Consider the following 15,693-nt stretch of genomic DNA (forward strand, 5'->3'; position numbering starts at 1 on the left):
AGCAAGTGGCGGCTGACCGCCAGCGCCTGGAAGCCTGGGGCCAGGCCCTGGGCTCGGTGGCGCAAAGCCTGCAGGGCGAATGGCAGCGTGTGGGCGAGCAGGCCCTGGCCCAGCAGCAGGCCCTGAGTCAGACCCTGGAGCAGACGGCGGCCACCATCAGCGAGCACAGCGCCGAGCAGGCGCGGCAGACCCTGGCCGAGACCCGCCAGCTGCTCAGCCGCCTGGATGCCTTGGCCCAGGCCCGTTCCGAGGCCGAGATCCGCTCACAGGCCGCACAGGAGGCGGCAGACCGACAGCGCCTGGCCGATTGGTCACAGGCCCTGGGCAGCATGGCCGGCACCTTGCAGGTCGAGTGGCAGCGCGTGGGCCAGCAGGCCCTGGCCGGTCAGCAGCAGCTGTGCCAGACCTTGGAGAAGACGGCGGGCGAGTTGGGCGAGCGCAGTGCCGAGCAGGCACGTCGCACCCTGGCCGACATGGCCGCCCTGGTGGCCCGCCAGGACGAATTGACCCAGGCCCGCAGCACCGCCGAGGAGCGCTGGTTGCAGCAACAGGGCGAACGCATGGACCAGCTGGCCGCTTTGTGGCGCCAGGAGCTGGGCGCCTTGCGCGACGATGAAGCGCGCCGCGGCGACGCTGCCGTGCAGCGCCTGGGCGATCTGCAGGCGGCACTGGCCAGCCAGTTGGCCACCCTGGGCCAGACCCTGGAGGCGCCGATGGCGCGCCTGATGCAAAGTGCCGCCGAGGTGCCGCAGGCCGCCACCGCGCTGCTGGCCCAGGTGCGCGAACAAATGGGCGCGCTGGACCTGCGTGACCAGGCCGCCTTGCAAGAACGCAGCGGCCTGATGGAGCGCCTGAACCAACTGCTGCTGAGCCTGGAGCAGGCCTCGGCCGAGCAGCGCGACAGCGTGCAGGCCCTGCTGGGCCAGGCGCTGGGCACCTTGGGCCAGGCTGGCACCCAGTTCACCGAGACCCTGAGCAGCCATGCCGTGCGTGCCGAGGACCTGGCCGTGCACCTGCGCGGCGGCGCCATCGAGCTGTCCAGCCTGGGCGAGGCCTTCCATCAAGGGGTGCAGTTGTTCAGCAGCAGCAATGAAAAGCTGGCCGAGGGCCTGCAACGGGTCGAGACCGCCATCACCCAGTCGATGGCGCGCAGCGACGAGCAACTGGCCTACTACGTGGCCCAGGCCCGCGAGGTGATCGACCTGAGCATCAGCGCGCAGCGCGGCATCGTGGATGACCTGCGCCGCCTGCAGGCCCAGGCCACGGCGGCCGGGAGCGCCTGATGAGCCAGCTGGAGGAGATGGACGAGGGCCTGGAGCAGACCGCTCCGGTGTGGGCCGTGTTCGGCGACCTGATGACCGGCCTGCTGGGGGCCTTTGTGCTGGTGCTGCTGGGCGTGCTGGTGGTGCAGATGGACCTGGTGGACCACCTTCAGGTCGAGGTGCAGAAACGCCAGGTCGAGGAACGGCGTCGCATCAGCCTGGAAAAGGCGCTGGCGGGCCCGCTGGCGGCAGGGCGGGTGACGCTGAACAACGGGCGCATCGGCATCAGCGGCAGCGTGCTGTTTCCGTTCAACTCAGACCAGTTGCGGCCCGAAGGCCGGGCCTTGCTCAAAAGCCTGGTGCAGCCCCTCAAGGTGTACCTGGCCGAGCGTGACGAGATGCTGATGGTCAGTGGTTTCACCGATGACCGCCCGATCCAGGAAGGCAACCGACGCTTTGCCGACAACCTGGAGCTGTCGGCCCAGCGGGCCTTGACCGTGACCCGGGCGCTGGTGGACGAGGGCATGCCCTCGTCGCAGACCTTTGCCGCCGCTTTCGGGGCCGAGCAGCCCGTGGCCTCGAACGCCAACGAGGCCGGCCGGGTGCTGAACCGGCGTGTCGAGATGGCGCCTGTGCCCAAATCGGCCCCGGCCCCGGCGGCCGTGACTGACGGCCGCGACCCACGTCCATGATGTCGCTTGTGCCCCCAGCGATGGAGCCTGCCCTGGCCGACGCAGACGAACTGGCTCGGGCCCTGGCCCGCTTGCAGGCCTTGCACGAGGCCGGGGCGGGGCAGGCCGACCCCATCGGGTTGGCCTATCTGGAAAGCCTGGCCCGCCAGGCGCAGGCGCAGGCGCACTATGGGCCCTTGCGGGCCCGCTTGCAGCGGCGCCTGGGTGAGGCGCTGGACCGCTTTGAGCAGGCCCTGGCCTGGGCTGTGAACGAGCCCCGCCCGGCGCCCGGCGACCCGGCCTTGACCCGCCCCGCACCGGCCGCGGTGCTGGCCGAGCTGAACCGCCTGCTGCGTGAGGCCAGTGCGCCGGCCCCCCTGGCCGAGGGCGAGGAGGCGGTGTCGGCGCCCGTGCGCAGCCCGGCCGGCCGACCCGAGATGAAGAGCGTGACCCGGTTTCGCGAGGGTTGGTCGCGCCTGCGCGCCGAGACCCGCGTCACGGAAGCCTTGGGTCGCAAGCCAGAGAACGCCGGCCCGCTCAATTCGCACGCGCTGTTGCTGCGCTCGCTGGACCTGATGCGGGGCCTGTCGCCCGACTACCTGCGCCGCTTTGTGACGCATGTCGATGCCTTGCTGTGGCTGGACGCTGCCGGCCAGAAGCCCCAGCCGCCCAAGGCCAAAGGCAAGCCCGGGGCTGCACAGCGTCGGGTCAAACGCACGTAGCTTGACCCAGGTTTTGCAGATTTTAAAGCTGCATAAATGATTTTCTGAAATTATTTATGCCGTTTAAATGTGGCAAAAAAGGGTTTGTGAGGTATAAACACGCTCTGTGAAATGCGTTCTTTGATGAACGTGTTCATTTGGTCCTTTGAGGCCGTCCCGCCAGACTGGTTGGGGGGCTGCAATTGACCCTGTGCATCCGCTGGCCCTGGGCTGCCAGCCCACGGAGACCCTGATGACCTCGAGCACCTGTGAGCCTGCGACGCGACCTGCTGCCCCGGTGGTTCTGCTGGTGGACGACCAGCGCGTCAACCTGATCCTGCTGCGTGGCCTGCTGAGCCCCGCCTACCAGGTGCTGGAGGCCGATTCCGGCGCCCTGGCGCTGACACTGGCTGCCGCCAGCCCGCGGCCCGACCTGATCCTGCTCGACATCATGATGCCCGACATGGATGGCTACGAGGTGTTGCGGCGCCTGCGCTCCGACCCGGCAACCTGTGAGATCCCGGTCATCTTCGTGACCGCCATGACCGACGAGAACGACGAGCGGGTGGGCCTGACGCTGGGGGCGGTCGACTACCTGACCAAGCCCTTTCGCTCGCCCATCCTGATGGCCCGGGTGCGCACCCAGCTGGAGCTCAAGCAGGGCCGCGACGAACTGCAGTTGCGCAACGACAGCCTGGAGGCCGCCGTGCAGCAGCGCACGCAAAGCCTGTCCGAAGCCCTGGCCCGCCAGCGTGAACTCAACCAGCGCCTGGAGCAGGCGCAGCTGCAGTTGCTGCAGTCCGAAAAAATGGCCTCGCTGGGGCAGTTTGCGGCCGGTGTGGCGCACGAAATCAACAACCCGATCAGCTTTGTGCGCTCCAACCTGGGCACGCTCAAGGGCTATGTCGGCGATGTGATGGCCCTGCTGCAGGCCGGTGATGCGGTGTGCCAGCAGGCCGCGGCGAGCCCGGCCCGGGCCGACTACCTGCGCCTGTGCCAAGAAAAGGATTTGCCCTACCTGCGCGAGGATCTGGCGCTGATGCTGGACGAAAGCCGCGACGGGCTTGACCGGGTGAGCCGCATCGTGGCCGACCTGAAGAACTTCTCGCGCTTCGGTCGCGAGGACTGGGCCTGGGCCGACCTGCACGAAGGCCTGCAGGCCACCCTGCGCCTGATGGCCGGCCAGTTTCCGCCGGGCTGCGAGGTGCAGCTGGAACCCGCACCCGAGCTGCCGCTGGTCCATTGCATCGCTCCACAGCTGAACCAGGTGTTTCTGAACCTGCTGACCAATGCCGTGCAGGCCTTGCGGGGGCCTGGCTGCATCCGCATTGCCACACGCCGGCTGGACGAGGCGCGTGTCGAACTGCGTTTTGAGGACACCGGGCCCGGCATCGCGGCCGAGCACCTGGGCCGCATCTTCGACCCCTTTTTCACCACCCAGGCAGTGGGGCAGGGCATGGGCCTGGGCCTGTCGATCAGTTGGGGCATCGTGCACCGGCATGCGGGCCAGCTGACGGCGCACAACCGCGAGCAGGGCGGTGCTTGCTTTGTCCTGCAGTTGCCGCTGGATCCAAAGGCTGTGCCGTCTGAAGACGGTCCGCGCGTTGGCGGCCACGGCCAGACCTCTCCTGTACAGCTTCACACCGAAGGCGTCTCATGAACCTGTCTACCGTCTTGCCCCTGAGCTTCATCACCTCACCCGACGAGGTGCTGCGGGCCTACGACATGCACTTCCAGCCCACCCAGGTGCTGGTCTCGGTGCTGCTGGCAGTCTTTGCGGCCTGCTGTGCGCTGGAGATGGCCAACCAGAAGACCCACCGCCCTCGGTGGATCGCCCTGGGGGCGCTGATGCTGGGCCTGGGCACCTGGGCCATGCATTTCATCGGCATGACGGCCCTGCGCCTGGCCTGCGGTATTCAGTATGAGCCCTGGTTGACGGCACTGTCGGTGCTGCCGGGGGTGGCGGCTGCGGCCGTGGCCCTGCAGGTTGCCGCACGCGACCGTGCGGGCCCGGCCACTTTATGGCTGGCGGGCAGCGTGATGGGGGCAGGCGTGGGCCTGATGCACTACCTGGGCATGGCCGCGATGCGCCTGGACGGGGTGCTGCGCTATGACAGCGGGCTGTTCATGCTGTCGATCGTGGCGGCGGTGTTGCTGGCCATCGGGGCGCTGTGGCTGCGCCAGCGGCTGCTGGGCACGCGTCTGGGGCGGCACCCTTTCCTGGGCTCCTTGGCCGGCGGGGCGGTGCTTGGCCTGGCCATCTCGGCCATGCATTACACCGCCATGGCGGGTGCGTATTTTCTGCCCGGCCCGGCGGGGGCCTCGGGTGTCTCCGGGTTCACCGACCCGACCGCCCTGGCCACGGTGGTGGGCTTGTTGACCGTGCTGCTGCTGCTCGGCGGCCTGGCCTTTCTGGTGGCCTCGGCCCGCATCTCGATGGCCCGTCAGCGCGCGGAGGCCATGCAGGCCATGCTGCGCAAGGTGACCGCGGTGCTCGACAACATGGGCGATGGGCTGCTGGTGACCGACGGCCAGGGCCGCATCACCCAGGTGAACCCGGCCCTGCTGGCCTTGTATGGCCTGGACGATGAGAGCGGCTCACCCGTGGCGGGCCAGCCCGTGAGCGCCCTGTTTGGCGACGAAGTGGCCGATTTTGTGGGGCGGGCCTTGGACACGCCGCGCGCCAGTGCCTCCCTGACGGCCGAGGTGGCGGTGTTGGACAGCCGGGTTGCACGGGTGGTTGCCACCGTGTTGGGCCAGGACAGCGGCCTGGCCCAGCCGGGGCCGCAAGGTCTGGTCATCACCTTCCGTGACATCACCCATGAGGTGGAGGTGTCGCGTATGAAGACCGATTTCATCGCCAATGTGTCGCACGAACTGCGCACCCCGCTCACCTCGGTGCTGGGCTTTGCCAAGGTGATCCGCAAGCAGTTCCAGCGCAGCGTGCTGCCGGCGCTGAACCCCGAGGACAGCAAGGTGATCTCGGTGGTCGAGAAGATCCAGTCGCAGCTCGACATCATCGTGTCCGAGGGCGAGCGTCTGACCAATCTGATCAACGACGTGCTTGACCTGACCAAGATCGAAGCGGGCAAGATCGAATGGCGTGATGAACCCGTGGACATGGGCGCCTTGTTGCAACGGGCGGTGGATGCCACGGCCGCCCTCTACCAGCCGCGGGCGCTGCCCCTGCAACTGGAGGTGGCCCGCCCCTTGCCGCTGCTGCGCGGCGATCCGGATCGCCTGCTGCAGGTGATCATCAACCTGCTGTCCAATGCCGCCAAGTTCACTGAACACGGCGAGGTGCGTTGCTGGGCGCGCCTGGAGGGCGGGCGCCTCACGGTGGCGGTGGCCGATCAGGGCTGCGGCATCAGCGATTTTGATCAACAGCAGCTGTTCGAGCGCTTCCGCCAGGTCGGCAATACCCTGACCGACAAACCACGAGGCACCGGGCTGGGCCTGGCCATCAGCAAGCAGGTGATCGAACACCACCGGGGCGAGATCTGGGTGGAAAGCCAGATCGGCCAGGGCAGCACCTTCTACTTTGCGCTGCCCCTGCCCGATGAGGCCTTGGCTGGGGGCGCGGCGCAGGCACCCGACGCCCCGCCGGCCAGCGCCCTGGCTGCCCTGAGCGAGGGCCCGCGCACCATTTTGGTGGTGGATGATGAGACCAACATCCGTGCCTTGCTGAGGCTGGAGCTGGAGGCCGTGGGCTACGGGGTGCACGAGGCCGCCGATGGCCTGCAGGCCATTCGGCAGGTGAAGCAGGCGCCGCCCGATCTGATTTTGCTCGACGTGATGATGCCCGGCATGAGCGGCTTCGAGGTGGCCGCGGTGTTGCGCTCCATGCCTGAGGCCAACAAGATCCCCATCATCATCCTCAGCATCGTGGATGACCGCGCCCGTGGCCGTGCGGTGGGGGCGGACAGCTACTTGTCCAAGCCCATCAACATGGAAGTGCTGCTGCCCGAAATCGATGGCCTGCTGCGACGGCGCGAATCCACCAAGCGCATGTTGCTGGTGGACGATGGCGAAGCACCCGTGGTGGCCGTGACCCAGATGCTGCGGGCCAAGGGTTACCAGGTGGAGGTGTTGGGCCCCGAGGTGCAGCGTGGTGAGCGGGCGGCGGCCTTGCCGGAGATGATGGTGGTGTTCTCCTCCTCTGAAGACCCCCTGCATGTGGCCTCGTCGATGCAGGCGGCGCGGGAGGGCGAGCGGGTGTACCTGGTGGTGACCGGTTCTGTGCCGGCCCTGCCTGACGCATGATCGCCCGCGCCACCCGCCGCGCCCTGAACCGGCCGGCGCTGGGCCAGGCGCTGGGCCGTGTGGCCCAGGCACTGGACAGCGCCTGGTGCGTGATGGATGAGCAGGGCGAAGCCATTGCAGGACAGATCGGCCAGGCTGAGCCGGCCTGCGCCTGGCCACGGGTGCCGCTGGACAGCCTGCTGCCCGAGCGCTTGTGGCTGGCGGCCCCTTTGCATGCGCCCGCGCTCGCCGCGGCCATGAATGGTTTGCTGATGCAGGAGGAAGAGCGCCGGCTGCTGGTGGAGGAGGCGCTGGCCAAGTACCGCGAGATCAATCTGCTGTTCCGGGTGCACGAGGTGATCAACCACCACATGCCGGCTCGCGAGGTGTTGCAGGCGCTGCGCCACGAGGCTGCGCGCTTGATCCCGGGCCTGCCGCTGGAGGTCTTGCTGCTGAGCACCGATGCCAACCTGCTGGCGCAGGGCCTGGGCCCCGAGCAAGGCGTGCACACGCCCGCGGCCGCGCCCTGGGGCGGCGAGGTGGCGCAGCGCGCCTGTGCCATGCGCCAGGCCGACATCGTGAACGCGGGCGAAGCCTTGCCCGCGGCCCTGGGCGAGAGGAGTCTGATGGTGGCCCCCATGGTCACCCCGCGCGCAGAACTGGGCGCCTTGCTGGTGGGCAGCCGCCAGGCGGTGGTGTTTCAGGCCAACCACCTCAAACTGCTGGTCACCCTGGCGGCCCATGGCGCCGTGGTGCTGGAGAACGCGCTGCTGACCGACCAACTGCGTGGGGCCCTGGACCGGGCCGAGAGCGCCAACCGATCGAAGAACGCTTTCTTGCGCAACATGGGCCACGAACTGCGCACCCCGATGAACGCGATCCTGGGGTTTTCGGACCTGCTGGCGCTGCGCTTGCAGGAACCCGATAGCCTGGAGTTTGCGCGCAGCATCCAGAGCTCAGGCCGTCATTTGCACGGCATGCTCAATGACATCCTGGAAATATCGCGTGGCGACGACGACGGGCCGCGGCGACTCAGTGCCTTCAGCGTGGTTGACCTGCTGCAGGCGGTGGTGGCGGCCGAGCGGCCGGCGGCACAGGCCAAGGGCCTGCAGTTGCAAACCCGGATCGATCCGGAGCTGGAGGCGGGGGCCCTCGGGGAGGTCAATCGCCTGCGTCAGGTGCTGCGCCACCTGCTGGGCAATGCCGTCAAGTTCTCCAGTCAGGGGCTGATCACGGTGGAGGCCGCCCTGCAAGACAGCGCGGCCGGTGCCCCCCGGCTGGTGTTCAGCGTCCAGGATCAGGGCGAGGGCATTCCGGCCGAACACATGGCGCGCATTTTCGCCAGCTTCGAGCAGGGCGATGGCGAGCGCGGGCGTCGCCACGAAGGCGTGGGCCTGGGCCTGACCGTCTGCAAGTACCTGGTGGAGCGCATGGGGGGCGAACTGGGCGTGGACAGTGTGCCGGGCCAGGGCAGCCGTTTCTGGTTTCGGGTCGGGATGGAATGGCCTGGCCACGAGGCCGCGAATTGAACAAGGAACACGATGGAAACCACCGTATTGATTGTGGATGACGAGCCCCATATCCGCATGCTGCTGGAGGAGAGCCTGGTCGATCTGGAGGACCAGGGGATCGGCCTGTTGAGCGCGTGCAATGGGCGCGAGGCGCTGGACTTGATCGAGGCGCACCGGCCGCGCCTGGTGCTGCTGGATGTGATGATGCCCGAGCTCAGTGGCTACGAGGTGTGCCAGCAGGTGCGTGCCAACCCGGCACTGGCCGGGGTCTACATCCTGATGCTGACGGCCAAGGGGCAGGAGGCCGATCGCTTGCGCGGCCTGGAGGCCGGGGCGGACGACTACGCCACCAAACCCTTCGATCCGGACGACATGCTGGCGCGGGTGCAGCGGGTGCTGGCCCTGGGCTGAGGCGGCGGCCCCGGTGGGTTTCAGCCCGGTGGCGGCGGTTTGGGGTGGCGCTCCAGCAGGGCCAGGGCTTCGGCCAGGTCAAAGGCCTCCATGGCTTGCGCCAGCTGCCGTGTCAGGGCCGGATCGGCTTGCTGCAGGGCAGGGCGCAGGGCCTCGAAGGCTTCGGCTGCGTCCAGGTCGTCGCTGGCCAGTTGGCGGCGCCAATGGGCCAATGGCTCCGCCAGATGGGTCAGCGAGCCGGCGGGGGCCTGGGGCAGCGGACTGGGGGCTGGCGTGCTGGCCGTCCCGTCCGGGCCCAGGCGTTGCAGAATGGATTGGCAGCTTTCATCAAGGGCCTGTTGCAGTGCCAGGAGCACGGCCTGGGTGTTGGCCGCATCACTGTCCGGGGCGGCTTCGGGCGAATGTTTGAACGCTTGCTCGGCAGCCTGGGCCAGGCGCTGGACCCGCTCCAGTCCGAGCATGCCCCCCAGCCCTTTGAGCGTGTGCAGCCTGCGCTGGCCTGCCTCGTGCTCGCCTTGCTGAATTTCGTCGCGCAGCTTCAGCAGGTCCTGGCCATGTTCGGTGGCAAAACGCAGCAGGAAGTTGCGCAGGCGCTGCTGGTCACCGCGCATCGAGCGCAGGCCGGCGTCCAGTTGCAGGCCTTCGACCAGGTGCAGGCGCTGGCGCAACTCGGTATCGCCCAGCGCCGGCATCGAGGCGGTGCCGGGGCTGGACACGGGCGGCGTGTCTGCCTTGTCTGGCGCCCGCAGGGCTGCGGGTAGCCACTTGGCCAGGGTCTGGGCCAACAGGGTCGGGTCCACGGGTTTGGGGATGTGGTCGTTCATGCCGGCGGCCAGCGCCACGGCACGGTCTTCGGCAAAGGCATTGGCCGTCATGGCCAGGATGGGGGTGCTGGCCCAGCCGGGCAACTGGCGGATCTGGCGCGTGGCCTCCAGGCCATCCATGACCGGCATCTGCACATCCATCAGCACCAGTTCGTAGGCCTGGTGCCGGGCCTGCTCCAGGGCCTGCAGGCCATCGCAGGCCAGGTCCACGGCAAAGCCCAGGTCCTTGAGCAGTTCCAGGGCCACTTCCTGGTTCATCGCATTGTCTTCAGCCAGCAGCAGGCGGTGGCCGGGGGCGAACCGGGGCTGGGCCTGGGCCGGGTGAGGCGCTGTGCCCAGGTTGCCACGACCCTGGGCCAGGGTGGCCGAGATGGTGTCGGCCAGCAAGGCGGGCAACACCGGTTTGGGGATGAAAGCGGCAAAGATGCCGTCATCCTTGACCTCGCTGGGGCAGCCACTGCTGCCGCTGACCAGGATGCACACGGGCTGCTGGCGCAAGGGCAGTTGCTGGATGCGTTCGCAGGTCTGCGATCCATTGAGGCCGGGCATGAGCCAGTCGGAGAACACCATCAGGTAGGGGTCGCCGTGCGCGTCGGCCTGGGCCACCATCTCCAGGGCCAGGGCGCCCGAGCTGGCCCGATCGACCCGGGCGGACAAGCCCTGCAACAGGTCGCCCAGGGCTTCGCGGGCCTCTTCCATGTCATCAAGCACCAGCACGCGGCTGCGCGGTGGCAGGGGCATGATGCCGTTGACAGGGCTGTCGGGGGCTGATTCGAAGGGCGCTTCGAGCCAGAAGGTGCTGCCCTGGCCTGGTTGACTGCTGACACCGACCTGGCCGCCCAGCAAATCGGCCAGGCGCCGGCTGATGGCCAGGCCCAGGCCGGTCCCGCCATACAGCCGCGTGGTGGAAACGTCGGCCTGCTGGAAGGCGTTGAACAGGCGGGTTTGCTGATCGGCGGTGATGCCGATGCCGGTGTCTCTCACCTCGAAGCGCAGCCACTGGTGGCCATCGCCCCGGTCGGGCAGCACGCTGCCGCGCAGGCGCACGCTGCCATGCTCGGTGAACTTGACGGCGTTGTTGGCGAAGTTGAGCAGCACCTGGCCCAGGCGCACACCGTCACCATGCAGCATGCGGGGCAGGCTGCCGATTTCGGCCACCAGCTCCAGCCCCTTGGTCTCGGCTTTTTCGGAGACCAAGGCAAACACGTTGGAGACCACGCGTTCGAGCTGGAAGTCGGTCGGGTCCAGGGTCATCTTGCCGGCCTCGATCTTCGAGAAGTCGAGGATGTCATTGATGATGGACAGCAGGTGCATGGCCGCATCCGACAGCTTGTCCAGCTGCTGCGCCTGGCGCTCGCTCAAGGGGGCGCGGCGCACCAGGTGGGCCAGGCCGATGATCGCGTTCATGGGCGTGCGGATCTCGTGGCTCATGTTGGCCAGGAAGCTGCTCTTGGCGCGGTTGGCACTTTCGGCCATGTCGCGGGCGCGGCGCAGCTCTTCGGCATGGCGGTGCTCGGCCGTCACGTCTTCGATGATGCCGATGATGGCGTTGGGGAACTCGGGAATGTCGATGCGCGCATTGGTCAGGCGGGCCCAGAAACGGCTGCCGTCGCGCCGGCGCATTTCCTGCTCGCGCACATGGGGCCCCAGTTGATCAAGCTGGCGCTCGATCAACTGGCCTGCCGCTTCGTAGTCGGCATCGCTGCCGTACCACAACCGGGTGCTCTGGTTGAGCAGCGCGCCCGGGGGGTAGCCGAAAATCTCTTCGACCTTGCGGTTGCAGCGCAACACCCGGCGCGACTGCAGGATCACGATGCCCGCGGTGGCGTGGTCGAAGATGCCGCGCAGCTCGCTGTTGGCCGAGCGCAATTGCAAGGTCTGCTCTGACAGGCGCCGGCTGGCCTCCTCCAGGCTGGCCGTGCGCTCGATCACCCGCTGTTCCAATTGCTCACGATGGCGTTGCAGTTCCCGCTCGGTGTTCTTGCGCTCGGTCACGTCCATCCAGACGCCGGTGAGGCAGGCCCGCCCGTCCAGTTGCAGGGGGCGCATGGAGATCCAGAATTCACGCACCTCGCCCTGTTTGTTGCGGCGCTGGTTTTCGAACTCCAGGCCGTTCTCGGACACGATGCGCTGCACGACGGCGTCGACTTGCGCGGGGCTCAGGTGGGCTTGCAGGTCATAGATGCTCAGCCGGGCAAATTCGTCGCGCTCGTAGCCCATGGCCTGGCAGGCCGCCTCATTGAAGCTGATGAAGCCCAGGGTGGCCTGGTCGACCAGCACGATGCCGATGGGGGCCTGGCTGACGATGCTGGCGTATTGGCGTTCCCGGTCGGCCAGGGCTTGCTGGGCCTGGTGCAGGGCCGTGATGTCGCGGCCCACGCCCAGCACGCCCAGCAGCTGGCCCTGCGCGTCGCGGATGGGGGTTTTGATGGCGGTCACCAACTCGCGGTGGCCATCGGCAAAGGTGCGCCAGTGCGGCGGCAGCTCGTAGCGGCCGGTGTCGACGGCGATCTGATCGCCGCTGAGGTAGAGCGCCGCCACTTCAGGAGAGAACAGGTCTTGATCGCGCAGACCCCGCAGGGACTCGGGGCTGCGCCCGGTCTGCTGCAGAAAGCGCTGGTTGAACACCTGGTAGGCGCCGTCGGGGTCTTTCAGCCAGACCAGATCGGGCATGCCCTGGATCAGGGCTCGCAGTTGGCTGCGCTCGGCGTCCAGTGCGTCCTGGGCAGCGCGGCGCTGCAGTCGGGCGTCGCGGTAGGCCAGCACGGCGCGGGTCATGTCGCCCAGCAGGCCATGCCGGCGGGCACTGGCCACGAGTTCGGTGAACAGCGGCGTGTCGCCGGGCTCGTCCCCGTGCTCGCTGAGTTGGCGAAGCGCGGCGCTGAGGCGGCCCAGGCGTCGGGCCAGCCGCACGGCCACGGCCAGCCAGAGCAGCAGCACCAGTCCTGTGGCGGTGCCACTGAGCACCAGCATGCGGGTGCGGATGGCGTCCAGCGCCTGGCCGGCCTCGGCGTTGCGCTGCTGGGCTTGTTGGGTGAGTCGCTCGTCAATCGACTGCAGTTGCAAGGCCAGCTTCACGTAATGCTCATGGGCGGTGAGCAGGTGCTGGCCGGCGAGGCGGGTGTCGATCGAGGCCAGGTCGGTGCTCATGAGCACAAAGCGTTTGAAGTCGCCGAATTCGGTCTGGGCAGCGCGCAGGGCCTGGGCCTGCTCGCTTGACAGGTCGGCCTGCCCCAGACGGGCCAGGCGTTGCTCGAACTGGGCCACCTGGTCAACGATGCGGGTGTGCAGGCGGTAGGCACCGGCCTCGTCGATGCGCCCGGCCTGGGCTTGCGCCAGCGCGTCGGTCAGCTCTTGCTGCAGGACCAGCGCTTGCAGGCTGATCGAGGAGGCCTCGCTGGCGGTGCCCAGGTCGCGCGCCTGGGCCCGGTCGTACTCGCTTCGAGTCTGTTGCAGTTCCTGTTCAGTGAACTGGTTGAACGCACCACCCAGCAGCAGGGCCAACGCCACCGGCAGAAAGAGCAGCAGCAGAAAATGCAGTTGCTTGGAGTCGGTGCGCCACTTCATGGCGTCGGCGCCGCCTTGAGCAACTGCGGCCAGAGGGCTGGGGGGATGCTGGCGAGGTATTCAAAGCCGTTGGAACCCAGTGGGCGCAGCACGACCACCGTGCCCTCGGGCTTGACGAAGTAGCCCATCAGGTCTGCCATGTTGGGGGCGTGGGCCACGATCAGCCGGTTGCTGCCTGGCGCCGGCGGCGTGCTGACCAGGCGCCGGGTGGCTTGCAGCACGGGCTTTTTCTGTTCACTGGTCAGGTTGGCGGTGTACATCAGGTCCGGGTCGGCGTGCACCGGGCCTTTGAAGTCGGGGTAGGCCAGTTTCACGGTCTCGGTGGTGCGGCACAAGGGGCTGTGGAAGATCTCAGCCACCGGGATGCGGGCCTGGCGCAGGGTGTTGCCCAGGGTGACCGCGAGACGGCGCCCCTCGTCATTGAGCACACGCTGGGTGCTGCAGTCGTCCAGGCGCAGGCCGGTGACGGCATCGGCCCGGCTGTTGTCGGTGGTGCCGTGGCGCATGTAGAGCACGTAGCCGCCGGATCGCAACTGGCTCAGGATTTCGGGTTTGGCCATGACCTCCTGAAATGGAGTCGGTGCGGGCATGGGGCTGGCATCCGCGGCCCGGGCTGCCTGGCTCGGACCCAGCAGCAGGGGCGCCACCAGCGCGGCACAGGCTGCGAGTCGTTGTAGGGCCGGTCGCGGCGATGCGGGCTCAGGCTTGATCGGCATAGTGGTCTGCAATGGTCCTGAACTCATCGAAGCGGGCCAGAAAGGCGTCGACGATGTCGGGGTCAAAATGGCGGCCTCGGCCCTCGGTGATGATTTGCCGGGTGGTGTCCATGGGCAAGGGCAACTTGTAGGGGCGGCGCGAGATCAGTGCATCGAACACATCAGCCAGGGCCATCAGGCGGGCCGGCAGAGGGATCGCTTCACCAGACAGCCCGAGGGGATAGCCACTGCCATCCCATTTTTCATGGTGGCCGGCCGCGATCTGTTGGGCGGTTTCGAGGAACTCGAGGGAAGGGCTGCTGTCGGATGTGTCTGGTGCGTCTGGTGCGTCTGGTGCGCCCGGGGCGTCCGGGCCGGCGCCCACAGGGGTCAGCGTGGGCTCCAGTTCACGTGCACGTTCAATGGCCTCTTCAAGGGCCTGCGCTCCGATGGCCGCATGGGTCTTCATGATCTCGAACTCTTCGGGCGTGAGCCGGCCGGGCTTGAGGAGAATGGCGTCCGGAATGCCCACCTTGCCGATGTCATGCAGCGGCGCGGCCTTGGCAATGCGCTGGCGCACGTCGGGTGCGGCCAGCGCCTGGGCGAAACGAGGATGATCGAGCAGCTGGTTCATCAGCACCTCGATGTAGGCCTGGGTGCGGCGCAGGTGGTTGCCGGTCTCGTTGTCACGTTTCTCGGCCAGCGTGGCCAGGGCGAACAGGCTGAGGTTCTTGATCAACTCGTTTTCGGCCATGCGGCGACGCACCTCGGCGTCGAGAAAGGCGTTCTGGTGGGCCAGGCGGTCACGGGCCTGTTTGAGTTCGAGCTGCGCATGCACCCGGGCCAGCAGCAGTGCCGGCTTGACCGGCTTGGTCACGTAGTCGACCGCACCCAGGGCCAGACCGTGCTCTTCGTCGTCGTCGGCGTTGAGGGCGGTGACAAAGATCACCGGGATGTCGCGCCACAAGGGGGCAGCCCGCAGTTGCTCCAACACCTGGTAGCCGTTCATGTCGGGCATCATCACGTCGAGCAGGATCAGATCAGGTCGAGGTGGGTTCTGCAGCGCGAGCAGGGCACGTTGCCCCGAATTGGCCACCCGGACCTGGTAGAGCGGACGCAACATCTGACCGATGACGGAGAGGTTCTCCTTGGTGTCGTCCACCAGCAAAACCGTCGGCAAAACGCGCCCTGCAGGCGCCAAGGCGTCTGGATTCGGGGGCGAAATTGCAGGGTGCGTGTGCATCATCAGCAGAGCATGGATATTCCATTGGCTGTTTGATACAACAAGATACACGAAGCGCTTCGATAATCCAGCCCCCATCGCAATGAATCACCAGGTATCGCTGGGGTATCGAACCGAGCCGGCTGAAAATCCCGGCTTATTGCGTTGAGGCGATCTGCATGCGCCACCATTCAACGTTTTCAGACGTAGACGTCGACCTGCTGGCCCAGGCCGATCTGGGCGGCTGCTTTTTTCTGCTGCGCCTGTTGATTTTTACCGCTGGCCTGGCCGGGCCTGGATTCCTGGGCCTTCGCAGCTTTGTCCAGCTTTTCTTGCTGCTGCTGTTGTTGCAAGGCGGATATCTGGGCCTGAACCAATTGAATCTGAGCCTGCAGCAAGGCGGCACGCTTTTGCTTGGTCTTGGCGTCACCATCGGAATTGGTGATGTCCTTGAGTTGTTGAGTCAATTGCCGCAACTGCTTTTGAAGCGCGGCAATCTGGCTGGCGCTGTCGGTTCCGCCCGAGCTGGTGGTGCTTGTGACGGCGCTGCTGGAGGTGTTGGAATTGACTTGCATGCCCTTGTGTAT

At 67.4% G+C, this 15,693-nt stretch carries 10 protein-coding genes and 1 pseudogene; 7 read left to right on the forward strand and 4 right to left on the reverse strand.

The features are described from left to right. The 7 genes and pseudogenes from AC3WUT_RS02135 to AC3WUT_RS02165 form a co-directional block, all read left to right on the forward strand. Positions 1-1,283, forward strand: a pseudogene (locus AC3WUT_RS02135) (hypothetical protein); the annotation flags it as partial. Further along, positions 1,283-1,954 (forward strand): OmpA family protein, encoded by a 672-nt coding sequence (locus AC3WUT_RS02140; protein WP_492345406.1) that lies wholly within the window; start codon positions 1,283-1,285, stop codon positions 1,952-1,954. The pseudogene AC3WUT_RS02135 and the gene AC3WUT_RS02140, both read left to right, overlap by 1 nt. Further along, positions 1,951-2,655, forward strand: coding sequence for a DUF2894 domain-containing protein (locus tag AC3WUT_RS02145; protein WP_492345407.1), 705 nt, complete (start codon positions 1,951-1,953; stop codon positions 2,653-2,655). Before AC3WUT_RS02140 ends, AC3WUT_RS02145 begins: the two co-directional genes overlap by 4 nt. 232 nt (positions 2,656-2,887) lie before the next feature. After that, on the forward strand, positions 2,888-4,294 hold the full coding sequence (locus AC3WUT_RS02150; RefSeq protein WP_492345408.1) for a sensor histidine kinase: 1,407 nt from the start codon (positions 2,888-2,890) through the stop codon (positions 4,292-4,294). Further along, the gene (locus AC3WUT_RS02155) at positions 4,291-6,897 is read left to right on the forward strand and encodes an MHYT domain-containing protein (RefSeq protein ID WP_492345409.1); all 2,607 of its coding nucleotides are present in this window, start codon (positions 4,291-4,293) and stop codon (positions 6,895-6,897) included. Before AC3WUT_RS02150 ends, AC3WUT_RS02155 begins: the two co-directional genes overlap by 4 nt. After that, positions 6,894-8,405 (forward strand): sensor histidine kinase, encoded by a 1,512-nt coding sequence (locus AC3WUT_RS02160; RefSeq protein ID WP_492345410.1) that lies wholly within the window; start codon positions 6,894-6,896, stop codon positions 8,403-8,405. Before AC3WUT_RS02155 ends, AC3WUT_RS02160 begins: the two co-directional genes overlap by 4 nt. A 12-nt stretch (positions 8,406-8,417) precedes the next feature. After that, positions 8,418-8,798 carry a response regulator transcription factor gene (locus tag AC3WUT_RS02165; RefSeq protein ID WP_492345411.1) on the forward strand — a complete coding sequence of 127 codons (381 nt, stop codon included), beginning with the start codon at positions 8,418-8,420 and terminating at the stop codon, positions 8,796-8,798. 20 nt (positions 8,799-8,818) lie between these two features. On the opposite strand, the gene AC3WUT_RS02170 is transcribed toward AC3WUT_RS02165, so the two are convergent. The 4 genes from AC3WUT_RS02170 to AC3WUT_RS02185 form a co-directional block, all read right to left on the reverse strand. Further along, the gene (locus AC3WUT_RS02170) at positions 8,819-13,189 is read right to left on the reverse strand and encodes a PAS domain S-box protein (RefSeq protein WP_492345412.1); all 4,371 of its coding nucleotides are present in this window, start codon (positions 13,187-13,189) and stop codon (positions 8,819-8,821) included. Beyond that, positions 13,186-13,905: a histidine phosphatase family protein gene (locus AC3WUT_RS02175; RefSeq protein ID WP_492345413.1), complete on the reverse strand. Its 720-nt coding sequence runs from the start codon at positions 13,903-13,905 to the stop codon at positions 13,186-13,188. Before AC3WUT_RS02175 ends, AC3WUT_RS02170 begins: the two co-directional genes overlap by 4 nt. Then, positions 13,889-15,064, reverse strand: a complete 1,176-nt coding sequence (locus tag AC3WUT_RS02180; RefSeq protein WP_492345414.1) for a response regulator — start codon at positions 15,062-15,064, stop codon at positions 13,889-13,891. The genes AC3WUT_RS02175 and AC3WUT_RS02180 overlap by 17 nt, the downstream gene beginning before the upstream one ends. A gap of 242 nt (positions 15,065-15,306) precedes the next feature. Further along, the gene (locus AC3WUT_RS02185) at positions 15,307-15,681 is read right to left on the reverse strand and encodes a FlxA-like family protein (RefSeq protein WP_492345415.1); all 375 of its coding nucleotides are present in this window, start codon (positions 15,679-15,681) and stop codon (positions 15,307-15,309) included. Positions 15,682-15,693 lie beyond the last annotated feature (12 nt).

Source organism: Curvibacter sp. EU05-FHT14A10 (genome assembly GCF_058791075.1).